At 73.2% G+C, this 22,006-nt stretch carries 25 protein-coding genes; 13 read left to right on the top strand and 12 right to left on the bottom strand.

Annotation, left to right across the window (positions count from 1 at the left end; all coding sequences use genetic code 11):
- Window positions 1–17 precede the first annotated feature (17 nt).
- The 3 genes from QSJ60_RS16110 to QSJ60_RS16100 are packed head-to-tail and all read left to right on the top strand — an operon-like array spanning window position 18 to window position 4,056.
- Window positions 18–1,376 carry a cytosine permease gene (locus QSJ60_RS16110; RefSeq protein ID WP_285464485.1) on the top strand — a complete coding sequence of 453 codons (1,359 nt, stop codon included), beginning with the start codon at window positions 18–20 and terminating at the stop codon, window positions 1,374–1,376.
- The gene (locus QSJ60_RS16105; protein WP_285464484.1) at window positions 1,373–2,500 is read left to right on the top strand and encodes an S-methyl thiohydantoin desulfurase family protein; all 1,128 of its coding nucleotides are present in this window, start codon (window positions 1,373–1,375) and stop codon (window positions 2,498–2,500) included. Before QSJ60_RS16110 ends, QSJ60_RS16105 begins: the two co-directional genes overlap by 4 nt.
- A complete protein-coding gene (locus QSJ60_RS16100) occupies window positions 2,500–4,056 on the top strand; it encodes a hydantoinase/oxoprolinase N-terminal domain-containing protein (RefSeq protein WP_285464482.1) in 1,557 nt (518 codons plus the stop codon). The genes QSJ60_RS16105 and QSJ60_RS16100 overlap by 1 nt, the downstream gene beginning before the upstream one ends.
- Before the next feature lie 13 nt (window positions 4,057–4,069).
- Here the strand turns inward: QSJ60_RS16100 and QSJ60_RS16095 are convergent, their stop codons facing one another.
- Window positions 4,070–4,459, bottom strand: a complete 390-nt coding sequence (locus tag QSJ60_RS16095; RefSeq protein ID WP_230764466.1) for a RidA family protein — start codon at window positions 4,457–4,459, stop codon at window positions 4,070–4,072.
- A 117-nt stretch (window positions 4,460–4,576) separates the two neighbouring features.
- On the opposite strand from QSJ60_RS16095, the gene QSJ60_RS16090 reads away from it, so the two are divergent.
- A complete protein-coding gene (locus tag QSJ60_RS16090) occupies window positions 4,577–4,996 on the top strand; it encodes a pyridoxamine 5'-phosphate oxidase family protein (protein WP_230764465.1) in 420 nt (139 codons plus the stop codon).
- An 18-nt stretch (window positions 4,997–5,014) separates the two neighbouring features.
- On the opposite strand, the gene QSJ60_RS16085 is transcribed toward QSJ60_RS16090, so the two are convergent.
- The 4 genes from QSJ60_RS16085 to QSJ60_RS16070 all read right to left on the bottom strand — a co-directional run bounded on the left by QSJ60_RS16085 (window position 5,015) and on the right by QSJ60_RS16070 (window position 7,955).
- Entirely contained in the window at window positions 5,015–5,713 is a 699-nt protein-coding gene (locus tag QSJ60_RS16085; protein WP_230764464.1) for a GntR family transcriptional regulator, read from the bottom strand.
- A complete protein-coding gene (locus QSJ60_RS16080; RefSeq protein ID WP_285464479.1) occupies window positions 5,710–6,561 on the bottom strand; it encodes a cytochrome c biogenesis CcdA family protein in 852 nt (283 codons plus the stop codon). The genes QSJ60_RS16085 and QSJ60_RS16080 overlap by 4 nt, the downstream gene beginning before the upstream one ends.
- Before the next feature lie 4 nt (window positions 6,562–6,565).
- On the bottom strand, window positions 6,566–7,429 hold the full coding sequence (locus QSJ60_RS16075; RefSeq protein ID WP_285464477.1) for a DsbA family protein: 864 nt from the start codon (window positions 7,427–7,429) through the stop codon (window positions 6,566–6,568).
- Window positions 7,430–7,505: 76 nt separating this feature from the next.
- On the bottom strand, window positions 7,506–7,955 hold the full coding sequence (locus tag QSJ60_RS16070; RefSeq protein WP_285464475.1) for a DUF6389 family protein: 450 nt from the start codon (window positions 7,953–7,955) through the stop codon (window positions 7,506–7,508).
- 153 nt (window positions 7,956–8,108) lie between these two features.
- Between QSJ60_RS16070 and QSJ60_RS16065 the strand changes: the two genes are divergently transcribed.
- The gene (locus QSJ60_RS16065; protein WP_285464473.1) at window positions 8,109–9,119 is read left to right on the top strand and encodes a hypothetical protein; all 1,011 of its coding nucleotides are present in this window, start codon (window positions 8,109–8,111) and stop codon (window positions 9,117–9,119) included.
- 57 nt (window positions 9,120–9,176) lie between these two features.
- Here QSJ60_RS16065 and QSJ60_RS16060 read toward each other — a convergent pair whose 3' ends face one another.
- From QSJ60_RS16060 to QSJ60_RS16050, 3 genes are all read right to left on the bottom strand, one after another.
- Window positions 9,177–9,644, bottom strand: coding sequence for a VOC family protein (locus QSJ60_RS16060; RefSeq protein WP_189085786.1), 468 nt, complete (start codon window positions 9,642–9,644; stop codon window positions 9,177–9,179).
- A gap of 75 nt (window positions 9,645–9,719) precedes the next feature.
- Entirely contained in the window at window positions 9,720–10,232 is a 513-nt protein-coding gene (locus QSJ60_RS16055) for a hypothetical protein (protein ID WP_285464471.1), read from the bottom strand.
- An 83-nt stretch (window positions 10,233–10,315) separates the two neighbouring features.
- Entirely contained in the window at window positions 10,316–11,329 is a 1,014-nt protein-coding gene (locus QSJ60_RS16050) for a LacI family DNA-binding transcriptional regulator (protein WP_285464469.1), read from the bottom strand.
- A 237-nt stretch (window positions 11,330–11,566) separates the two neighbouring features.
- Between QSJ60_RS16050 and QSJ60_RS16045 the strand changes: the two genes are divergently transcribed.
- From QSJ60_RS16045 to QSJ60_RS16030, 4 genes are read left to right on the top strand one after another with little or no spacing between them, the layout of a single operon-like run.
- A complete protein-coding gene (locus QSJ60_RS16045) occupies window positions 11,567–12,859 on the top strand; it encodes a sugar ABC transporter substrate-binding protein (RefSeq protein WP_230764454.1) in 1,293 nt (430 codons plus the stop codon).
- The gene (locus tag QSJ60_RS16040; protein WP_285464468.1) at window positions 12,856–13,800 is read left to right on the top strand and encodes a carbohydrate ABC transporter permease; all 945 of its coding nucleotides are present in this window, start codon (window positions 12,856–12,858) and stop codon (window positions 13,798–13,800) included. The genes QSJ60_RS16045 and QSJ60_RS16040 overlap by 4 nt, the downstream gene beginning before the upstream one ends.
- 1 nt (window position 13,801) lies before the next feature.
- Window positions 13,802–14,683: a carbohydrate ABC transporter permease gene (locus tag QSJ60_RS16035; protein WP_230764452.1), complete on the top strand. Its 882-nt coding sequence runs from the start codon at window positions 13,802–13,804 to the stop codon at window positions 14,681–14,683.
- Window positions 14,684–14,741: 58 nt separating this feature from the next.
- Entirely contained in the window at window positions 14,742–15,632 is an 891-nt protein-coding gene (locus QSJ60_RS16030; RefSeq protein ID WP_285464466.1) for a nucleoside hydrolase, read from the top strand.
- Window positions 15,633–15,764: 132 nt separating this feature from the next.
- Here the strand turns inward: QSJ60_RS16030 and QSJ60_RS16025 are convergent, their stop codons facing one another.
- The 3 genes from QSJ60_RS16025 to QSJ60_RS16015 all read right to left on the bottom strand — a co-directional run bounded on the left by QSJ60_RS16025 (window position 15,765) and on the right by QSJ60_RS16015 (window position 17,924).
- The gene (locus tag QSJ60_RS16025; RefSeq protein ID WP_285464465.1) at window positions 15,765–15,998 is read right to left on the bottom strand and encodes a hypothetical protein; all 234 of its coding nucleotides are present in this window, start codon (window positions 15,996–15,998) and stop codon (window positions 15,765–15,767) included.
- Window positions 15,999–16,128: 130 nt separating this feature from the next.
- Entirely contained in the window at window positions 16,129–16,752 is a 624-nt protein-coding gene (locus QSJ60_RS16020; RefSeq protein ID WP_285464464.1) for an HD domain-containing protein, read from the bottom strand.
- On the bottom strand, window positions 16,749–17,924 hold the full coding sequence (locus tag QSJ60_RS16015) for a DUF4303 domain-containing protein (RefSeq protein WP_285464462.1): 1,176 nt from the start codon (window positions 17,922–17,924) through the stop codon (window positions 16,749–16,751). The genes QSJ60_RS16020 and QSJ60_RS16015 overlap by 4 nt, the downstream gene beginning before the upstream one ends.
- Before the next feature lie 149 nt (window positions 17,925–18,073).
- On the opposite strand from QSJ60_RS16015, the gene QSJ60_RS16010 reads away from it, so the two are divergent.
- From QSJ60_RS16010 to QSJ60_RS16000, 3 genes are all read left to right on the top strand, one after another.
- Window positions 18,074–18,559, top strand: a complete 486-nt coding sequence (locus QSJ60_RS16010) for a hypothetical protein (protein ID WP_285464460.1) — start codon at window positions 18,074–18,076, stop codon at window positions 18,557–18,559.
- Between the two features lie 111 nt (window positions 18,560–18,670).
- Window positions 18,671–19,381, top strand: a complete 711-nt coding sequence (locus tag QSJ60_RS16005; RefSeq protein ID WP_285464458.1) for a hypothetical protein — start codon at window positions 18,671–18,673, stop codon at window positions 19,379–19,381.
- A gap of 155 nt (window positions 19,382–19,536) precedes the next feature.
- Window positions 19,537–20,211: a hypothetical protein gene (locus tag QSJ60_RS16000; protein WP_285464456.1), complete on the top strand. Its 675-nt coding sequence runs from the start codon at window positions 19,537–19,539 to the stop codon at window positions 20,209–20,211.
- On the opposite strand, the gene QSJ60_RS15995 is transcribed toward QSJ60_RS16000, so the two are convergent.
- Window positions 20,198–20,545, bottom strand: a complete 348-nt coding sequence (locus QSJ60_RS15995) for a hypothetical protein (protein ID WP_285464454.1) — start codon at window positions 20,543–20,545, stop codon at window positions 20,198–20,200. The genes QSJ60_RS16000 and QSJ60_RS15995 overlap by 14 nt on opposite strands.
- A gap of 287 nt (window positions 20,546–20,832) precedes the next feature.
- Here QSJ60_RS15995 and QSJ60_RS15990 point away from each other — a divergent pair, with 287 nt between their 5' ends.
- Window positions 20,833–21,993 carry a Cmx/CmrA family chloramphenicol efflux MFS transporter gene (locus QSJ60_RS15990; RefSeq protein WP_285464452.1) on the top strand — a complete coding sequence of 387 codons (1,161 nt, stop codon included), beginning with the start codon at window positions 20,833–20,835 and terminating at the stop codon, window positions 21,991–21,993.
- The last annotated feature ends 13 nt before the right edge of the window (window positions 21,994–22,006 follow it).

Raw genomic sequence — 22,006 nt, 5'->3', positions numbered from 1 at the left:
CTTCCGAAAGAACCCCCATGGACTCGACCGACTACGAGCACGGAACCGTGCCCGCCGACCAGCGCAAGAGCTGGATCTCCATCGCCGCCGTCTGGATCGCCATCGGCATCGACCTCTCCGGCGCCTTCCTCGGCATCGCCCTCGCCTCGGGCATGGCGTTCTGGCCCGCCATCCTCGCGACCGTGACCGGCTCCCTGCTGCTCGGCCTGCTCGCGATGGCGTGCGCCTACGTCGGCGCCGCGACCGGGCTGTCCACCGCGATGATCTCGCGCGCCGTGTTCGGCAAGATCGGCGGCGCCGTGCTCGCCCTGGCCCTCGCGATCAGCCTGCTCGGCTGGTTCGCGGTGCAGGCGGGCTTCTTCGGCTCGAACGCGCAGATCGCCTTCACCGAGCTCACCGGATTCGAGCTGCCCGTGCAGCTGTTCACCGCGATCGGCGGCGTGCTCATGGTGCTCACCGCCCTCTGGGGCTACCGCTCGATCTCGCGGCTCAGCACCCTCGCCGTGCCGCTGCTGCTCATCCTGCTCGTGGTCGGCGTCATCGTCGCCTTCGCGATGCACGGCGCGAGCGGCCTCGACGCCCCGGTCGAGGCGACCATCACCTTCGGCGGCGCGGTGTCGCTCGTCATGGGCATCTTCATCCTCGGCGTGGTGTCGGCCCCCGACATGGCGCGCTGGGCGAAGACGCCGAAGCAGGCGATGGCGGCCGGCTTCGTCGGCTTCTTCTTCGGCAACTCGATCATCATCGTCGTCGCGATCCTGCTCGCCCGGGTGATGAACCAGTCCGAGCTCATGACCATCTACTTCGCCCTCGGGCTCGGCGTCATCGCCGTGGTCGTGCTGATCCTCGCGCAGTGGACGACGAACACGACGAACATCTACTCGGCGGCGCTGAGCTTCGCCTCGATCAACGGGCGCCTCAACCGGCGCACGCTGACGATCATCGGCGGGGCGATCGGCATCGTCATCGCCGTCGCGGGCGCCGCGGACTTCTTCGTGCCGTTCATCCTCGCGATCGGCGTCGTCATCGCACCGTACGGCGGCGTCTACCTCGCCGCGTACCTCACCGGCCGCCGCAGCGCGCGGTGGAGCGCGGGTGCGGCGGTGCCGACGGTCGACGGCTGGGCGATCGCGGCGTGGGCGGTCGGCATCCTCGTCGCGCTCGCGACGACGAACCCGGCCGACGGCCTCGGCTTCGGCTGGTTCAGCCTCACCACCATCTCGGCGCTCGATGGGCTCGTCGTCGGCTTCGTGGCCTATCTCGCCCTGCTGCCGCTGCGCCGGCGCGAGCTGACGGAGCACGTCGAGTCCGCTGCGAGCGCTGCCACCGGGGCCGCCGCCGGTACCGGCCTGGACCCCGAGGAGGCCCGCGCATGAGCGAGCGGCTGATCACCGAGTCCGACATCGACGAGATCGCCCTCGGCGCGGCCGTGCTCGGCACGGGCGGCGGCGGCGACCCGCACGTCGGCTCGCTCATCGCGAAGCGACTCATCCGCCTGCACGGCCCCGTGCGCCTCATCGACGTCGATGACCTCGAGGACCACGACTTCGTCGTGCCGATCGGCGGCATCGGCGCGCCCTCGGTGAGCGTCGAGCGCATCCAGGCCGAGTCGGAACTGCTCGCCGCGCTCGAGGCGATCGAGGGTGCGGTGCGCCGCGTGCCGACGGCGATCATGCCGATCGAGGTCGGCGGCGGCAACTCGATGCTGCCGATCGCGGCGGCCGCGCTGGCCGGGCTCCCCGTCGTGGACGGCGACGCGATGGGCCGGGCCTTCCCCGAGGCGCAGATGGTGACATTCCACCTCGCCGGCTACGGCCCGGGCGCGACGGTGCTCGTCGACCACCACGGCAACGAGGTCGTCAGCCGGCCCGTCGACGGCGCGTGGTCCGAGCGGCTCGCCCGCGCCGCGACCGTCGAGATGGGCGGCGCGGCCACGATGATCGACTACGCCTACGGGGGCGAGGTGGTGCGCGAGTGCGCCATCCCTGCGACGCTCACCCAGGCGCAGCGGATCGGCCGCATCCTGCTGGGACGGGATGCCTCGGGCGCCGAACTGCGCGACGACGAGAAGATCGACGCGCTCTGCGCCGAGCTCGACGCCGTGCGGCTGTTCGACGGCAAGGTCGCCGACCTGCAGCGGGAGGTCGTCGGCGGCTTCACCCGCGGCGCGGCCGAGCTCGACGGCGTCGGCGACGACCGGGGGAGCGGCTTCCGCCTCGACTTCCAGAACGAGATGCTGCTCGCCCGCCGCGACGGCGAGCTCGCCGCCGTCACGCCCGACCTGATCGCCGTGCTCGACCTCGCGACCGGCCTGCCGATCACGACCGAGGCGCTCCGCTACGGCGCGCGGGTCACGGTGATCGCCATGCCCTGCCACGAGAAGTGGCGCACCGAGGCCGGCCTCGCGACCGCGGGTCCCGGCCACTTCGGCTACGACGTCGACTGGGTCCCCGTCGAACAGCTCGCCCGGCAGCGGCGCGAGCGGAAGGAGGCGGCGTGATGACCGCAGCGCAGGGCTACCGCATCGGCATCGACGTCGGCGGCACGAACACCGACGCGGTCGTGCTCGACGGCCGGCTCGACGTCGTCGCCTCCGTGAAGCGGCCGACCACCGCCGACACCGGCGACGGCGTCGCCGCCGCGATCGACGCCGTGCTGGAGGCCGCGGGCATCGACCCGGCGCTCGTCACCCACGCCATGCTCGGCACGACGCACTGCACGAACGCCATCGTCGAGCGCCGCGGCCTCGGCCGGGTCGGCATCCTCCGGCTCGGCGCGCCGGCGACCACCGCCGTGCCGCCGCTCGAGGGCTGGCCCGACGACCTGCGCCGGGCGATCGGCGAGCACGCCCACCTCGTCGCGGGCGGCTACGAGGTCGACGGGCGACTGCTCTCCCCGCTCGACGAGGACGCGGTGCGCGCCGCCTGCCGCAGCATGCGCGGGGAGGTCGACGCGGTCGCCGTCGTCGGCGTCTTCTCGCCCGTCGACGAGCGGCAGGAGGAGCGAGTCGCCGCGATCGTGGCCGAAGAGCTCGGCGTGCCGGTCTCGCGCTCGGCCCGCATCGGCTCGCTCGGACTGCTCGAGCGCGAGAACGCGACCGTGCTGAACGCGGCGCTGATGCGCACGCTCACGCAGATGGCGGAGGGCTTCGTCGGCGCGCTGCGCGCCCGCGGCATCGAGGCGACGCCGTACTTCGGGCAGAACGACGGCACGCTCATGCAGCTCGAGTACGCGCTCGAGTTCCCGGTGCTCACGATCGGCTGCGGGCCGACGAACTCGATCCGCGGCGCGGCGCACCTCTCCGGGGCGAGCGACGCCCTCGTCGTCGACATCGGCGGCACCACGACCGACATCGGCGTGCTCGTCGGCGGCTTCCCTCGGCAGTCGGCGCACGCGGTCGAGATCGGCGGCATCCGCACGAACTTCCGCATGCCCGACGTGCTGTCCGTCGGCCTCGGCGGCGGCACCATCGTGCGGCCGCAGGGCGACGGCGTCACCGTCGGACCCGACAGCGTCGGCTACCGCCTGCCGCAGGAGGGCCTCGCCTTCGGCGGCGGCACGCTCACCGCGACCGATGTGGCGCTCGCGGTCGGCGGCGCGACGATCGACGGCCTCATCCCTCCCGAGCTGGATGCCGCGACCGGGGCGGCCGCCTGGGTCGGCATCCGCGAGCTGCTGGAGGACTCGATCGACCGGATGAAGCCGAACGCGGCCCCCGTGCCGGTCATCCTGGTGGGCGGGGGCAGCATCATCGCGCCCGACGAGCTCGACGGGGTCGCGGAGCTGATCCGCCCCGAGCACTTCGGCGCGGCCAATGCGGTCGGCGCCGCGCTCGGCGAGATCGCCGGGCAGGTCGAGAAGATCTACCGGCTCGAGGGCACCGACCGTCGCGCCTCGCGGGAGGATGCCTCGCGCGAGGCCGCCGAGCGCGCCCGCCTGGCCGGCGCCGACCCGGCGACGATCGAGCTCGTCGCGGTGGAGGAGCTGCCGGTGGCGTACCTCGACGGGCAGGCCGTGCTCATCCGGGCGCGTGCGGTCGGGCGGCTCGCCGCCTGAGCGGCGCCGCGCCTCAGGCCGCGGGCACCGCGGCGATCGCGTCGATCTCGACGAGCGCGCCCGGCCGGGCCGGGGCGACGGTGAGCACGGTGACCGCGGTGCGGTGGTCGCCCCACACCTCGCGCGTCGCTCCGTAGGCGTCGGTCGGGTCGATGCCGGGCGCGAGGTGGATGGTGAGCTTCACCACGTGCTCGGCGTCGGTGCCGGCCTCGGCGAGCACGGCGAGTACATTGCGCAGCGCCTGCTCGGTCTGGGCGCGCAGGCCCTCCAGCAAGGCCCCCTCGGCGTCGGTGCCGTTCTGGCCGCCGACGTAGAGCACGGGGCCGGCCGGGGCCAGCATGCCCTGCGCGAACGCCGGGCTGCGGAAGAGCTGGGGCGGATCGATCTGCGTGGGCTTCGTCATGGCTCGATTCTGCCGCGCCCCGCCGACATCGGCGGGGACCCGGCGGCCGAGGCATCCGGCCGTCGATGACGCGTCCCGGCTCTGGCCATGCCGATCCGATCGGCCTAGCCTCGGAGCATGAGCGAACAGGTCGACGAGCGGAACCCGACCAGGCATCTGAGCGACGAGGAGTGCTGGCAGCGGCTGCGCGAGGCGCCGTACGGCCGCGTCGCGCTCGCGGTCGCGGGGGAGGTCGACATCTTCCCCGTGAACCACAAGGTCGACGGCAGCTCGATCGTGTTCCGCACCGCACCGGGCACGAAGCTCCTCGAGCTCACGATCCGCGACCATGTGGCGTTCCAGGTCGACGGCTTCACCGAGCGCGAGGCGTTCAGCGTGGTCGCGAAGGGAGCGGCGCGCGAGTTCGATCGGCAGGGAGAGGTCGCCGCGGCCGAGCGGCTCGGCATCGAGCCCTGGGCGCCCGAGCAGAAGGACCGCTGGGTGCGCATCGACGTCACCGAGCTGCACGGCCGCTGGTTCGAGCGCCGCGCGCAGTAGCGCCTTCCCGCGCCGAGGTCAGACCGGCCCGAGCTCCGGCCCGTGCGTGTCCATCAGGTGGCCGCGCAGCGCCGCGGCGAATCCGGCAGGGTCGTCGGCGCGCAGCCGCTCGATCAGCGAGCGGTGCTCGGCGACCGTCTCCTCGACCCGCTCGAACAGGGTCTCCCGGTGGGCGCTGAGCAGCAGCCGCTGCCGATCGGTCAGCCGATCGGCGATCTCGGCGAGCACGGCGTTCCCGGCCGCCTCCACGAAGGAGCGGTGGAAAGCGATCGTGAGCGTCACGAAGCCGTCGAGGTCGCGCGCGAGGAGCGCCCGGCGCTGCGCGTCGAGCTGCGGTTCGAGGCGGTCGGCGAGCGCCCGGCGCACCTCGGTGGAGGCGCGCTGCACGCCCATGGCCTCGAGGATCAACCGGGCGTCGGCGAGTTCGGCGATCTCGCGGTCGCTGAGCGCGCGGACGAGGGCGCCGCGCTTCGGGTAGATCGTGATCCAGCCCTCGTCCTGCAGCCTCGTGAGTGCGGAGCGCACCGGGGTGCGGCTCATGCCGAGGCCCTGCGCGAGCTCGTTCTCGCTGAGCATCTCGCCGGGGCGGTGCGTGCCGTCGAGGATCGCCGCGCGGATGGCGGTGTGCGCGCGGAGCGCGGCGCTGTCGGGCGTGGGCACCCGCCCATCATCGCGCGCGTGCCGGGTCGCCGCATCCGCCCGCGCCGCGAGCGTCACGCGTCGATCCGCTCGTCGCCGCCGTCGGCGGAGCGCGGCGCCTCGGCTCGGCGCCGGTTCCGCCGGTGCAGCAGCCAGGCGCCGAGCAGTACCGCGATCGCGACGCCCGCGACCGCGAGGTCGGGGACGGCGGAGGTGAGGCGGAGCGCGGATGCCTCGAGCTCGAACTGCGCGGTCGCGCCGAGCACCCCGCCGAGGGCGGCGGTGCCGTCGGTGACGAGCAGCAGCACGCCGATGCCGATCCCGAGGAGGCCGGCGACGATCTGCGTCCACGTGTTCGTCCACCGGCCGATGCGCACGGTACGGGGGCGCACGAGCCGGCGCACCCACGCGGAGCGCGACCAGGCGAAGGCGAGCACGAACAGCGGCACCGTCATGCCGAAGGCGAACACCGCGAGCGCGACGCCGCCCTGCAGCGGGCTGCCGCCGAGCGCCGCGAGCGCGAGCACCGAGCCGAGCACGGGCCCCGCGCACACCCCGGCGAGCCCGTAGACGGTGCCGAGCAGATACACCGAGGCGATCGAGCCGAGCTCGCCCGGCTGCTCGCGGGTGAAGGCGGGCAGCGGGATGCCGAGCAGCTGCACGAGGCCGAGCACGATCACGACGACCGCGGCGATCGTCACGAGCAGCACCCGGTTGGCGCTCACGAACGCGCCGACGGTGCCGGCGAGCACCCCGATCGGCACGAGCGTCGTGATCAGCCCGAGGTAGAAGACCCCGGTGCGGGCCATCAGACGTCCCGGCGTGGTGAAGGCGTAGGCGAAGAACGCCGGCAGCAGCATCACCGAGCACGGGCTCAGCAGCGTCAGGATGCCGCCGACGAGCGCGCCCGCGAGGCCGAGTTCCACGGGCTCAGCCCGCCCGGCCGGCCCCGGGGGCGTCGACGCCGGCCTCGGCGAGCCGGGCGTCCAGGAACTCGCGGAACGCGTCGACGGGCTGCGCGCCGGCCATCGCCTGCGTGCCGACGACGAAGAAGGGCACGCTCGAGACACCGAGCGCCTGCGCGTCGGCGGTGCTCTTCGTCACCGCGTCGCGCAGCTCGGGCCGGTCGAGGTCGGCCTCGAAGCGGGCGAGGTCCGGGACGCCGGCCGTCTTCGCGAAGCCGAGGAGCTTCTCGCGGGGCATGTCGGGGTGCCCGGACTCGGGCGCCGCGGCGTAGAGGGCGGCGAGGTACTCGGGGAAGCGGCCCTGCTCGCCGGCGGCGCGGGCGGCGACGGCCGCGTCGACGGACTCGTCGCCGAAGAAGGCGACGTCGCGGAACTCGTAGCGCACGAGCCCGGCGTCGACGTACTCGTCGAGGATGACGGGCATCGTGTCGTTCGTGAACACCGCGCAGAACGGGCAGCGGAAGTCGGCCCACTCGACGAGCACGATCGGCGCGTCGACGCTGCCGATCGCGAAGGGGTCGTCGGGGTCGCGCTTGGCGATGGCCGGGTTCTCGGGGTTCTCGTTCGCGGCGGGCGCCCCGGTGGCGGGCGCCTCGGTGCCCGCCGGGCCGCCGTTCGCCGTGGCGCCGCCCGTCGCACCGGGGAGCGCCTGCGCGAGCACGACGACCGCGAGGAACGCGGCGAGGGCGCCGAGCACGACGTTCAGGAGGCGGGAGCGGCGCAGCCGCCGTTCGAGCCCCGCCGCGTGGGCGGTGGCGTGGCCGGGGCCGGCGGGTGCGGCGGCCTTGGCAGCGGGCTGGGCGGGCTTCTCGGGCGGCGTCTTGGACATCGCGCCCAGGATACAACTTGTATCCAAGTGCAGGATGGGCGGCCGCTGGGAGTGACGGCGACGGCCCGTCGCGCCCTCAGGCCTCGAGCTCGACCGGCGCGACCGTGCCCCAGCCGTCGATGCCCGCGATGTACCCGGGGATCGGGCTGCGCCCGCGCGCCGCGCGCGCCCAGAGCTCCTCGAGCCATCCGCTCGCCGCGTCGACGATGACGTCGCGCACCTCGAAGCCCGCCCGGCCGGGGGCGAACATCGGCACGGGCGGCGTCGGGCCCTGCGCGCCGTGCCGCACCTCGAAGAGGGTGCGGTCGACCTCGATCGCGCGGTTCAGCACGTAGGCGTCCGGGCCCTCGAGCGTCGCGACGATCGAGAAGCCGCCCTCGCCGTCCTGATCGGGGAAGACGAGCAGCTGCAGCTCCTCGGCGGCGTCGGGCGCGGCCGCGACGATGCGTTCGAGCTTCGCGGCGGCGGCGTCGGCGACCCGGTCGAGTTGGGTGCGGAGGGCGGCGGCGTACGCGGAGGCATCCATCGGCCCAGGCTATCCGCCGCGTCCGCGGTTCCACGGATGCTCGTTCGACCGGCTACGTGGTGTCCTCATCCTCGAGGATGATGCGCGGCGGCGTCCGTCACCGCGAATCTCGATGTCGCGCGCGCCAGGGGGCGCGCGCGAACGGAGGCGATCATGAACCACGACTCGGCACCCGGACCGCAGCCCGCTGCGGCGGGCGCGCAGACCACGGCCGGAGACTCGAGCAGTACGGGCGGCCGTCGGCGGCTCCTGCGCTGGCTCGTCCCGGCGGCGGTGCTCGCGCTGCTCGTCGGCGTCGGCGTGCCGGTGGGGGCGTGGGCGGCGGATCGCGCGGCCGCGGCCGAGGCCGCCTCGGCGGACGCCGCGCGGCTCGACGCCGCCGTCGCCGGCGCGACGGAGGCCTCCGCGCGCTTCGAGGCGACCGCCGGCCTCGCGATCGAGTTCTCCGAGACGACGGCCGTTGGCGTCCGCGACCTCGTCGCCGGACGCGCGGGGGAGTTCTCGGCGGACGCGGCGGGCGCGCTGACGGGCTCCGTCGACGCGCTCACCGCGAGCCTGGCGGCGCCGGTGGCCCAGGATGCCGCGACGGCGTCCTCGCTCGACTGGGCGCCCGACGCCGGTGACGACGAGGTGCGCACGCACTACGAGCAGCTCGGCGGCGAGGAGCGGGAGGCCGCGCGGCGCGAACTCTCCGGCGAGGTGCAGCGACTCGACGGGCTCGCGGAGGAGCTCGATGCGGCCGAGGCCGAGGTCCGCGCTGCGGTCGACGCCGTGGACGCCGCGATCGTCGCCGCGGCCGGCGCGGGGGCGGCGGCCGGAGCCGCCACGATCGCGGCCTCCGGGTACGCGAGCGCCGAGGCGAAGGCCGCGCTGGAGCAGTCGGTCGCCGCGCTGCAGGCGGTCGCCGGAACCTCGCTGCCGGTCGACTGGACGGGACGCGGCGAGACCCCGCCGTTCGCGGAAGTCGGCGCCGCGGCGCAGGGGTACGTCGACGCCGCCGCAGCGGTGCGCGACTCGCACACCGCGAACACGCCGGCCCCTGAGCCCGAGCCGGAGGAGTCCTGGGACGGCGGCGGCGACGGCGGCGACGACGGCTCGGGGAGCGAGTACCGCTGGTGCTACCTGCCCGACCCCTTCGGCTTCACCTACCAGGTGCCCTGCTGAGCGGTGAGTCCGCCGAGCCGCGCCGGGCGACCGACACGGTCGCCCGGCGCGGAGCGCTCAGGCCTGCTCGAGCTCCGCGATCACGATCTTCTTCTGCGCCATCATCACCTGCACCTGGGCCGGCCGCTGCATGAGCTCGGACATGTTCGCCGGGATGATCTGCCAGCTCACGCCGAAGCGGTCCTTGCACCAGCCGCACTGCTCCGACTCGGGCACGTGCGAGAGCGCCGCCCAGTAGCGGTCGATCTCGGCCTGGTCGGCGCAGGAGACGACGAAGGAGACGGACTCGTTGAAGGTGAACAGCGGGCCGCCGTCGAGGCAGACGAAGTCGACGCCGTTCAGCGTGAAGCTGCCATTGATGACCTTGCCCGCCATGCCCGCGAAGTGCTCGTCGAGGGACTCGTCGGGGTACGCCTCGATCGAGTTGATCCGCGAGTCCGGGAACACCCCCACGTAGTACTCCATCGCCTCGCGCGCCTGGTCGTTGAACCAGAGGCAGGGCTGGATCGCTGCGAGTGCGGCCATGACGGTCTCCCTTGATCGAATGGGCGTGGTCGAATCGCGCACAGGCTACGCCGTCCTGGCGCCGGCCGGTAGCGCTCAGCCTCCCGACTGCATCGGCGAGACGTCGATGTCGACGTTGCCGAAGGTGAAGGGGATCCAGAACCGCTCGCCGCCGTCCCAGGCGTCGAGCGGGATCGACATGAACGACACGAGCGTGAGCGCCAGCCAGGCGGCGGTGACGGCGACGATGAGGATGACGGCGCGGTCGAGGGTGCGGAGGGCGGATGCCTCGTCGGCCGAGCGCCGGAGCACGAGCGTGATGGCGGTGAGCGCGATCGCGGCGATGGCGACGTAGACGACGGGGCTCGGCCGCAGCACGAGGTCGACGCAGAGCGGTACGGCGGTCGTCGCCCGGCCGTCGGCGTCGAGGTAGCCGCCGTCGCCCGTGGCGCCGCCGCGGCAGAGCCCCTTCGAGGCGGCGCTCAGGCCGGTGTAGACGAGTGCGGTGCCGAGTCCCCAGAGCAGCAGGCGACGGATGCGCCGGATGATCGTCGCGCCGGGCAGGGTGGACAGTCGTGCGTCGGGGGAGTGGTGCAGCGTGTCTCGCATGGCGGCCTCCCGGCTCGTCGGTGAGGACATGCTGGCACGGCCCGGGGCTCGGGGGCTAGGGGCGGCTCAGCGGAAGCGCCCGCTTACGCCTCCGCGCAGCCGCACGAGGCGCGCACGATGAGCTCGTGGCCGGCGAGCTCGCGCACGCGGGTGAAGTCCGCGCCGTCGGCGGGCTCGGCGGCGGCCTCGGCGACGAGCTCGATCGCGCGCGCGGCGATGGCCCGGATCGGCTGGCGCACGGTCGTGAGCGGCGGCACCGCGTACTCGGAGTGCTCCGTGCCGTCGAAGCCGATGACCGCGAGGTCCTGCGGCACGCGCAGGCCGAGCAGGTAGGCGGCGTGCAGCACGCCGTACGCCTGCTCGTCGGTGGCGCAGGTGATGGCGCGCGGGCGGTCGGGCTCGGCGAGCCAGCGCAGCGAGACGGCCGAGGCATCCGCGCGGGAGGTGCCGCTGTTGCGCTCGTCGTGGCGCAGCTCGCGGCCGGCCTCGGCCATGGCGGCGAGGAAGCCGCGACGATGCTGGCCGGCGCCGACGGAGTGCGCGGGGCCGTTCAGGAGGCCGATCGAGTCGAAGTCGTGGGCGACGAGGTGGGCGGCGGCGGCGCGCGCGGCGAGCTCGTAGTCGATCGTGAGCGAGGCCGCGGGCGCCTCGTCGGCGATGGGGTGCAGCGCGATCACCGGGATGGAGGCCTGCTCGAAGGCGGCGAAGTCGGGCTCGTCGAGCAGGGAGACCATGACGACCGAGTCGACCCGGCGTTCGACGAAGGCGGCGATGTGCCGGCGCTCCCGCTCGGGGTCGAGGCTCGAGTCGCCGATGAGCAGCAGCTCGCCCCGCTCCATGGCGGCGTCCTCGAGGGCGCGGGCGAGCTCGCCGAAGTAGGGGTTCGCGATGTCGGGCACGATGAGCCCGATCGTCGAGGTGCGGCCGAAGCTGAGCGCGCGGGCAAGCGCGTTGGGCCGGTAGTTGAGCTCGGCGGCCGCGGCGAGCACGCGTTCGCGGGTCGCGGGGGAGACGTTGCGCGGGCCGTTGTTGAAGACGTAGCTCACGACGGCCGTCGAGGTGCCGGCGAGCTGGGCGACATCGCGTCCGGTGGCCATCGCGGCTCCCTCCTGCTAAGCGGTTAGACCTGCATGGATGCTAGCAGTGCGCCGGGCCGCAGGGGCGCAGCCGGATGCCGCGGCGCCGGCGTCTTGCGTCGCTGGAGGCGGTAGCCTAGAGTGCCATCTAACCGCTTCGTCTATCCGCTTAGATCCTGCGCACAGCAGGCGGGATCCCGGCCCACTTGCCGGCGCGGCGGACGAGCGCGACGATTCCCCCGACGGAAGGTGCACCCAATGAAGCGTTCACGAGCGTTGCTGCTCGCCGGAGTCGCGGCGAGCGCCGTGCTCCTCGCCGGCTGCTCGGCCCCCGCCGACTCCGGCTCGGCCGGCGACGGATCCGGCACGGTCCGGTTCCTCGGCCCGGAGGACCCGGCGACCTTCGCCCCGGTCATCGCGGCGTTCGAGGCCGAGCACCCGGACATCACGATCGACTACACCCAGGTGCCGTTCGACCAGTACTCGAGCACGCTGCAGCAGCGGCTCGGCGCGAAGGACGACACGATCGACGTCTACGCCGTCGACCAGCCGAACCTCTCCCAGCTCGCCGCGCAGGGCTTCCTCGAAGACCTCAGCGACCTCGCCGACGAGGCCAAGGCCGCCACGAGCTCCGCGCAGTTCGAGATCAACCAGTACGACGGCAAGATGTGGGCCCTCTCGGTCTGGAACTCGACGCAGATGCTGTTCTTCAACCGCGACGCCCTCGCCGCGGCCGGCGTCGAGGCGCCCACCGCCGACCCCGCCGCCCGCTGGACGTGGGAGCAGACCGCCGACGCCGGCCGCGCGGCCCAGGCCGCCGGCACCCAGTACGGCCTGCTGCTCGAGCAGGTCGAGGCGTACTACCAGCTGCAGCCCCTCGCCGAGTCCCTCGGCGGCGGCTCGGGCATCACCGGTGACGACATGCTCACCGTCGACGTCACGAACGACGGATGGCAGCAGGCCATGGCCTGGTACGGCGACACCTTCGAGAGCGGCCTCTCGCCGCGCGGCGTCGGCGGCTTCCAGACCGCGCCCGTCTTCATCGACGGCAACGTCGCCTTCTTCGTCGGCGGCCCGTGGGACGTGGGCCGCTTCGCCTCCGACGCGAAGTTCGACTGGGGCGTCGCCCCGATGCCGTACTTCGAGGGCGGCGAGGTCGCGACTCCGACCGGCTCCTGGTCGTGGGGCGTGAACACCGCGTCGAAGAACAAGGACGCCGCGCGCGAGTTCATCGAGTTCGCCGCGCTCGACCCGGCCGGTGCCCTCGCCACGACCGAGGCGACGACGATCATCCCGTCGAACACCGAGGCCGCCGCGAAGTACCTGCCCGGGCTCGAAGAGCTCGGCGGCGCGCACGCCGCTGGCGTCGCCGACCTCATCACCTACGAGATCGAGGAGACCGCCGTGCCGCGGCCCGTCTCCGTCGGCTACGTGCAGTTCGAGTCGGCGATGAACACCGCCTTCGCGGACATCCGCAACGGCTCCGACCCGGCCGCCCGCCTCGAGCAGGCGACCACCCAGATCCAGGACGCCTGGAAGAAGTTGCGATGACCACTCCCACCACCCGGGCGGGCGCGGATCCTCGCGCCCGCCGGGCGGTGCGGCCGGCGCCGCCGGCCCGCCCCACTCGGCGCGGGCGGCGGCATCCCGCCCTCATCGCCCTCGCCTTCCTCGCGCCGGCGCTCATCGCGCTGCTCGTGCTCCGGCTCGCGCCGGCCGCCGTGGCGCTCTGGGACAGCCTGTTCCGTGCGAGCCTGCTCGGCGGCACCCAGTTCGTCGCCCTCGGCAACTATTTCGAGCTCTTCGGCAACCCCGACTTCCAGAACGCGCTGCTCGTCACGCTCGTGTTCACCATCCTGATCAACCCGCTGCAGGTCGCGACCGCGTTCCTGCTCGCGGTGCTCTACACGCGCAAGGCGGCCGGCTCGAAGATTTGGCGCTCGCTCGTCATCCTGCCGATCGCCGTGCCGCCCGCCGTCTCCGCGGTGATCTGGAGCGTCATCTACCGGCCCGACGGCCTCGCCAATGCGTTCCTCGACCTGCTCGGCCTGCCCGCGCAGCCGTTCCTCACCTCGCCGCAGCAGGCGCTCGCCTCGATCATGGTGCTGCTGTCGTGGATCGGCGTGGGGTACTGGATGATGTTCCTCATCGCGGGCATCAACGACATCCCGCGCTCTTACTACGAGGCCGCCTCGCTCGACGGCGCCTCCGCGTGGCGGCAGCTGTGGACCATCACCTTCCCGCTCGTGCGCCGGCCGCTCGCCTTCGTGCTCGTCGCCGACACGGTGTCGAACCTGCTCGTCTTCGCGCCGGTGCAGATCCTCACGAAGGGCGGGCCGGAGGGCTCCACCAACCTCCTCATGTACGACATCTTCACCAGGGCGTACACGCTCGGCGACCTGAACACCGCGCAGGCCGAGGTCGTCATCCTCGTGCTCATCACGCTCGTGATCGTCGCCCTGCAGTTCCGCCTGCTCCGGTCGGAGGACTGACATGACCGCATCCCTCGCCCCGTCCCAGGCGCCGGCCGGCCGCCGCCGATCGGCCCGTCGTCGCCTCGGCCCCGTCGGCACCTCCGTGCTCGGCGCCGTCATCGGGCTCGCGTTCCTCATCCCGCTGTGGTGGACGGTCGTGAACTCGCTGCGCCCCGGTGACGAGACCTTCCGCTACCTGAACCCGCTCGAGTGGCGCACCTTCTTCACGCTCACCCCGACGCTCGACAACTACTTCGCGCTGCTCGACACCGACCTCGGCCGGGCCATCCTGAACTCGTTGTTCATCAGCCTCGTGACCGTCGTCGTCGGGCTCGTGATCTGCGCGACCGCGGCGTACGGGCTGTCGGCGTTCAAGTTCCGCGGGCAGGGGCTCGTGTTCTCGCTGATCATCCTGTCGTTCCTCATCCCGTTCGACGCGATCGCGATCCCGCTCGCCGACATGTTCCGCGACTGGAACCTGCAGAACACGTTCTTCGGGCTGATCCTGCCGGGCCTCGGCAACGGCATGGCGATCTTCCTGCTGCGCACCTTCTTCCTCGCGATCCCCGAGGAGCTCGTCGAGGCGGCCCGCCTCGACGGCCTCGGACCGTGGGGCGTGTTCCGCCGGATCTACCTGCCGCTGTCGGTGCCGGCGCTCATCGGCGCCGGGCTCATGCTGTTCCTGTTCCAGTGGCAGGCGTACGTGTGGCCGCTGCTCATGGGCACCGACCGCGACCACGTCGTCGGGCCCGTCGCCCTGTCGAACCTGCAGGGGCAGTTCGCCGTCGACTACGGGGTGCTGTTCGCGGCCTCCGTGATCCTCATCCTCATCCCGCTGGCGATCATCATCGGCTTCCAGCGCTACTTCATCCAGTCCGTCTCCACGACCGGGCTCAAGTAGCCGACCCGATCTCCGCACCACTCGCACCACTCGCACCACCCCGAAAGGAGCACCGCCGATGCGCGCTGCCCACCGAGTCATCCTCGACACCGACCTCGGCTCCGACGTCGACGACGCCATGGCGCTCAGCCAGCTGCTCGGCCTTCCCGCCGTCGAGCTCGTCGGCGTCACCACCGTCTACGGCGACACGCTGCTGCGCGCCCGGATGAGCCGCCGCATCGTCGAGCTCGCCGGCCGCGACGTGCCCGTCTACGCGGGCCGCGCCGAGACCCGTTCGGGCCGGGGAATCTGGTGGGCCGGGCACGAGGGCGCGCTGCTCGACGAGCTCGAGCGCGAGCACGTCGAGGCCGGCGACGCCGTCGACTTCCTCGTCGAGCAGGTCGTCGGCAACCCGGGCGAGATCGACGTCGTCGCCATCGGGCCGCTCACGAACATCGCCGCGGCGATCGAGGCGGACGAGCGCTTCGCCGGCGCCGTGCGCCACCTCTGGATCATGGGCGGCTCCTTCACCGACGACGAGCCCGAGCACAACCTGCGCAGCGACTCGGCGGCCGCCGAGCTCGTCTTCGGCGCGGGCATCCCGACCACCGTCACGGGACTCGAGGTGACCCGCCGCGTCGAGATCCGCCGCGACCAGCTCGACCGCATCGGGGCGGCGGGTCCGCTCGGCGCGCTCGTCCTCGCCGAGGTCGAGCAGTGGTGGCGCTACTGGAACGTCGAGTGGAACGTGCCGCACGACCCGGTGACCGTGCTCACCCTGACCGAGCCGGGACTGTTCGAGGTCTCCGAGCCGGGCACCGTCACGATCGAGCGCGAGGGCGAGGGCGAGGGACGCAGCGTCTTTACGCCGGGCGGCGGCACGACCCGGGTGGTGCGCGAGCTGGATGCCGAGGCCGTCGCCGAGCACATCGTCACCGCGATCGTGGCCGCCGGGAGCAGCGCGGCCTGAGCGCGCTGCCCGTGCCCGATCCCGGGCACCCCGCCGCCCCCGGCGGGAGGAGATCGTCACCCAGGGAGGTCGTTTCGCGGCCCAGAGGCCTCCCTGGGTGACAATCTCCTCCCGCCAGGGGCCGGTGCCGGATCAGTTGATCCAGTAGTAGGAGAACGCCCACTTCTGGTCGTACGAGCGCTTGTGGCACGCCGTGACGATGCGCGCCCCGAGCCCGCGGTACTGGTTCGAGATGCGCTGGCAATCGGTCTGGCTGTATCCCGTGATGTAGTACCAGGTCTGCGGTGCGGCGTTCGCGACGGCCGAGCCGCCGAACACCATCGCGAGGCTGACTCCGAGAGCCGCCAGGGTCTTCACTGCACGCATCTGCGTTCCTTCCCCCGAACGGTGCACCGGGGCGGTCGCCCGCGGTGGCGTGCGCCCAGGCTAGCGACGAGCCGGGCGCCGAGGGAATGGGCAGGGCTGCCCATCGGTCAGCTGCTCCACTTGCCCCTGCTCAGCCGAGCTCTGCCGCGACCCGCAGCCAGGGGAGCGAGGCATCCGGCCGTGCCGCGGCCCCGCGCGCCTCGCCGTCGCAGCGCACCACGACCGCCCAGTCGGCGAGCGTGGTGCCGGCGGCCTCGAGCCGGGTGCGCAGCCGACGCACTGCGCGCCGCGACGGATCGCCCTGCACCGAGACGTGCGCCATGTGCGTCTCGACGAGGGCCGCGAGCGGCTCGGTGAGCGACTCCGGCCAGGTCAGGCGGGCCCCCAGTTCGCGCACCAGCTCGCCGCCGTGCTCGGCGTGACCGAGCGAGGTGATCCGCCCTTCACGTTCACGGGTCGTCGCGGGTTTTCCGACGTCGTGCAGCAGCGTTCCGAGCACGAGCAGGCGACGCCGTTCGGGGCCGACGCCCTGCTCGTCGGCGAGCCGGGCCGCGAGGTCGGCCGCGCCGAGGGAGTGCACGAGCACGTCCCCCTCCGGGTGCCACTGCGGATCCTGCGGGGTGGCGGCGAGCGCCGCGAGTTCGGGGACGGCGTCGATGAGCCCGGCGTCGCGCAGCGTGGCGGACGGGACGGATGCCTCGGCCGCGACCCTGAGCAGTGCAGCGCCGAGCGCAGCATCGGGCGCCGAGCTCATACTGACCGCCGTGCGTCTTCCAGCACCGCCCGCGCGTGTCGCCGCACCACTTCGAAGGGCGAGCCGAGCGCGGCGCGGGCGGTCGCCGCCTCGGCAGGCTCGATGGTGCAGTACCCGCTGCCGGGGCGGAGTTCGTCGAGCATCGGCTCGGCCAGCTCCGGGTGCTCGGCGAGGGCGGCTTCGAGCGGGGCGTAGTCGAGCGGCAGGTGTCGAACCGCGCGGTCGCGGAACGAGGTGTACGGGGCGGCGAGCCCGCGCAGCAGCACGGGGCGAGGCATCCGCTCGACCTCGGCGAGCACGAGGTCGAGGCGACCGAGTCGCGCGAGCGCTGCGGCGGCCCAGGCGCGGTCGGGCTCCGGCAGCTTCTTCGCGCGCAGCACCGTCGCGAGGGCGTCGACCGCGTCGTCACGGGGGATGCCGAGGTCGGCGAGCAGCTTCGCCCACTGCCAACGGCGTTGCGAGCGAGGCATCCGTTCGAGGGCGACGTCGATGGATGCCTCGCCGAGCTCACGCAGCATGCGCTCCGCCTGCTCGGAGGAGACGACGCCCGGCGTGTACGCGTCGAGCAGTTCGCCGAGGGCGGCGGCCCGCTCGGGCGCGGGAAGCGCCTGGAGGCGGGCCAGCTCCTGCGCCTCCTCGCCGAGCTCGGGGAAGTGCCGCTCGAGCTCGGCCTTCGTGAGGCTCAGGGGGACGAGTTCCCAGGCCTCGTCCATGGCGAGGGCGAGGAACCCCGGGGCGACGGCGCCCTCGGCGCGCAGCCGCTTCTTGGCCGTCTTCGCGGCGGTGGCGAAGCTGCGGAGGAACCGCGCGTAGATCGCCTCCCAGTGGGCGTCGTCGCCGGCCCGGGCGGCCGCCTCGGCGCGGGCGGTCCAGTCGTCGTCGGCCTCGCTCGGATCGAGCTGGAACGCCCAGTCGGCAGGACTCCACCGCAGCTCCTCGGTGCTGAAGCTCGAATCCTCGGTGGCCGCAGCGAGCGACTCCTCGCTGCCGACGGCGAGCCCCGGCCACGCGATCACCCCGCCGGTCTCGCCGGAGAAGACATGGGAGGCGACGCCGAACACGCGCTCGCCTGGGTGGTGCGCGAGGTAGGCGTGGACCGCCTCGGCGTAGCGCTCCGCGATGTGCGCCTCGAGGGCGCGCCAGTCGGCGGGGGTCAGCGCGGCGGGGCTCATATGCCGATCCTCGCATGCACCCCCCGACGAGTGAAAGGCGCTCGGGGTTGGGGGTGCCCGGTCCCGGTTCGGCGACGATCGCGCATCGCTTCGACAACGGATGCCTCGGCCCCGCGTCGCGCGGGATCATTCCCTGGCAGGCTCGGGGCATGCGCAGCAGACCGACCACCACCGCGGCCGGCGCCATGTTCGCCGGAGGCCTCGCGCTCGCGCTGAGCGGCTGCGCCGGCCCCGGTGCCGTCGCCTGCTCGGCCGTCGGCTACCTCTACGACGGCCCGGCAGTCGTCGCCTTCGACCCGGAGCTGCCCGACGACGCCCTCGTCTCCGCCTGCTTCGGCGCCGGGTGCGCACCCGCGCCCGTCGAGCGCGGCGCCGAGCCCACGGTCGGCGAGACCGTGCCCGGCGGGGTCTGGCGGGTGCCGCAGGCGGCGCCGTACCTCGGCGAGGGCGTGTACGGCGACGGGAGTGAGCGCAACGTGCGCGTGGTCGTCGAGGCCGTCGACGGGGCCGGCCTGGTCGACGGCGAGTACGAGATCCCGGTCGCGGTCGAGCGCACCGGCATGTTCGGCGAGTGCCCGGGTCCGTTCCGCTTCGATACGCTCGTCGTCGAGGCAACCGAGCGATCCACGGAGTGAGCCGTCGGCGGCCGGGGAATCGACATGTCCGGGCGGCGCATCGCGTTCGGGACACCGGCTGTGCCAGGCTGTGGGTGTTCCGCTGTGATGGGCACTGATGCGCAAGGAAACGTGAAGATGGAACTGAGCGGTGTCCTCCTTCGACGACGAAGACGGCCGGGTCTCCCGCGACGGCGGCGCATCGCCACTGTTCATGCGGCATTCCTCGCTCTGGTCGTCGGAGCTGTCGCGCTTCTCGAAGGCCGCGACGGCGGCCTCTCCGCCGCGCTCGGGGCAGCGACCGCGATCACGGTGATGGCGCTGGTCTCATTCGCCTTGTGGCCGCTGTACTTCGCGGTGGGGCGGGCGAACCTGCGCTCGGCAATGCAGTCAGCCGATGACCATCGCGCCATCGCCGTCCGCACGACTGCCGACTTCTCGACCTTCCCGCCGGCGGAGCTCAGCATCGTGCTCAGCTGGCTGCGGCCCTGGATCAGCTACCAGGCGATGACCTTGGACGAGCGCACGCTGACCTTGCGGAACGCCGGGCGCCGGCGTTGGTCGGCCGGTGCGCGGTTGCGCCTCGACCGAGTCGATTCGATCGACGTCGGCACCGCGAACTTCGGCACTCTCGTAGAACGTGCGATTCTCGTCGCCGGGTTCGCGAATGGCGAGAGGTACGAGCTCGGCATCGTGCCGGTGGATGCGACATCACGAGCCCTTTCCCCGGTCGATGATCTCGTGTACCGGGAGCTCATCGAAGAACTGATCGCACGTGCGCGCCGCGCGGAGCCCTCGGGTAGCGGGCTGCGTTCCGAGCAACCGCAGGGTGATCCTCGATGAGTGTTCCGGTCAGCCGGCCCGCGCCACCGTCCACCGTCCGCTGGGCGACGCTCCTCCTCTTCGTGTGCGCCGGCCTGAGTCTCATCAACGCCGTCCCGCTCTTCCTCCCGTCCGTGTACGCGGGGCTTCCGGCCGATGTCGTGGCGCCGACCGCCGTGCTGCTCGCCCTCGTCTCGGTCGGGGCCGTCGCGGTTCCGGCCAGCGCCGCGCTGGCGGTGCGGAGCCGGAGGCGGTGGCCGCGGATCGTCATCGCCGCGTACGCCGCCCTGATGACCGCGTCGGTGCTGAGCGGGGTCAGTCCGAATCTGGTGCTGCTCGGCGCGGCTGCGGCGGCGCTCGCCGCGGTGATCCTGCTGTGGATGCCGGCGGCGCGGCGCTTCGCGGTGTCTGCCGAAATCGAGCGACCCGAGCGTGCGAGGCGTCCGGCGGGCTGGAACGCAGTCCCGTCGCGCGCAGTTCCGGCATCGGTGGCCGCGGCGAGCGGGGTGGTGACGTTCGCGGGTGCCTTCTGGACGATCCCGATCACGTTCATCCTCTTCCCGGGCCCGCAGCCCGGGCCGTCGGCGAGCGACTGGCAGACGGTGGTGCTCGCGGCAGTGTGCGCCGCCGCGCATTTCGCGGTCGCCTTCGCCTGCTGGCGCGGGCAGACGTGGGTCTGGGCGGGCGTGCCGATCCTGCTGATCGCGGCGGCAGTGGTGTCGCTCCGGGTGACGCCGGTCGCACTCCTGGACGTCACGCTGCTCCTCGCCGCCCTCATCCTCCTGCTCACGCGAAACGCACGCGCGTACCTCGGGACCTCCGCGACGCGTCGAGCGTCTACGAGGTCGTGATGAGGAACAGCACGACCACGAAGGGCACCAGCAGCACCACCGCGATCGGGAGCGCGAGCGCCGCCAGCAGCTGAATGGCGGTGGGCTGAACGCGGCGGCGCAGATTGACGATGCCGAAGATGGTCGCGGCGAGCAGGAACGCGAGCGAGAATGCGTGCAGCGCGATGGCGAAGAAGGTGAGCGCGACGGCCGGCGGGGAGCCCTGCTCGAGGAGCGCGACCCCGAACCACGCGCCGAGGGCCACGAGCTCCGCCACGAGTCCGACGATGAGGTACCGGAATGCGAGGCGCGGGTTCGGCGTCGCCGCTCGGTCGTCAGTCGGTGAAACGCTCATCGTGGCCCCCGGGTTCCTGCGTCGTCCCTGGTTCGCGACGCACGTGTCCCGGCACCCTATCAACCGACGCACGCCAGCTCGTCGAGGCATCCGCTAGCCTGGCCGGGTGAGTTCTCCCGAAGCATCCAGAGTCGAGCTGCCGGCCCGCCGGTAGCTCCAACCTCCATCGCGCCCTCTGAGCGGCGCGCGCTTCGCTGCATCGCCTCGGCGCTGCGCCGAGCCCTGGTTCGGGGCTCCGGTGTGCCGGTCCGTCATCGACCGACCGTCACCCTCATCGGAGTTCACTCATGCCAATTCTCATCGTGCTGCTCGCTGTCGCGGTCTTCGCGCAGGGCACCTCGGAGTTCATGCTCGCCGGCCTCCTGCCGGCCATCGCCGCGGACCTGGGCGTCACCGTGCCCGAAGCGGCGCTCCTCACCACCGCCTTCGCCGCCGGAATGATCGTCGGCGCGCCACTCATGGCGGCGCTCGCGCGGCGCTGGTCGCCACGGATCGCGCTCTCGGCGCTCCTCCTCGGCTTCATCGCGATGCACGTCGTCGGCGCCCTGACCGAGCACTTCGGCGTGCTGCTCGCGACGCGCGTGGTCGCGGCGCTCTGCAATGCGGGCTTCCTCGCCGTCACCCTCTCGACCGTCTCGGCGCTCGTGCCGCCGTACCGGCTCGCCCGCGCGCTCGCCGCGATCCTCGGCGGGACGACGCTCGCGCTCATCGTCGGGGTCCCGGCCGGCGCCGCGGTCGGCGCGCTCCTCGACTGGCGGGCGGCGCTCTGGGGCGTCGCCCTCCTCTCGCTGCCGGCGCTCCTCGGGGTCGCGCTCGCCGTGCCGACGGGGATGGATGCCTCGACGGCATCCCGCGACGGGGCATCCGCCGCGCCGCCGCTCCGCGGCGAGCTCGCGGAACTCCGCCGCCCGGCGCTGTTGCGCCCGTTGGCCCTCGGCGCGCTCGTGAACGGCGCGACGTTCTGCGCGTTCACCTTTCTCGCGCCCCTCGTGACCGAGCGCGCCGGACTCGACGAGGCGGCGGTGCCGCTCGTGCTGGCGCTGTTCGGGCTCGGATCGTTCCTCGGCGTGTGGGCGGCGGGTCGCTTCGGCGACGGGCATGCGCGAGCCATCCTGCGGTTCGGGGGCGTCGCACTGCTCGTCGGCTGGTGCGCCTTCGCGCTGCTCGCCGCGAGCCCGGCCGCGCTGCTCGTGCTCACCTTCGTGCAGGGTGCGCTGTCGTTCGCGGTCGGGAGCACGCTCATCGCCGCGTCGATCCGCGTCGCGACGGGGGCGCCGACCATGGCGGGCTCGTACGCGACGGCGTCGCTCAACGTCGGTGCGGCTCTCGGACCGGTGCTCGGCGGCGCGGCCTACGCGAGCGCGCTCGGCGCAGTCGGCCCGTTGCTCGTCAGCGCCGGGCTCGTCGCGGTCGCCGGGGTGGTCGCGGCGGTGCGGCGGCGGGGATGAGTCGAGGGCCGCC

Source organism: Agromyces sp. NBRC 114283, from assembly GCF_030268405.1.
GTDB lineage: Bacteria > Actinomycetota > Actinomycetes > Actinomycetales > Microbacteriaceae > Agromyces > Agromyces mediolanus.
The sequence above is the reverse complement of the archived record's forward strand: the minus strand, read 5'-3'. Positions and strand labels throughout refer to the sequence as shown.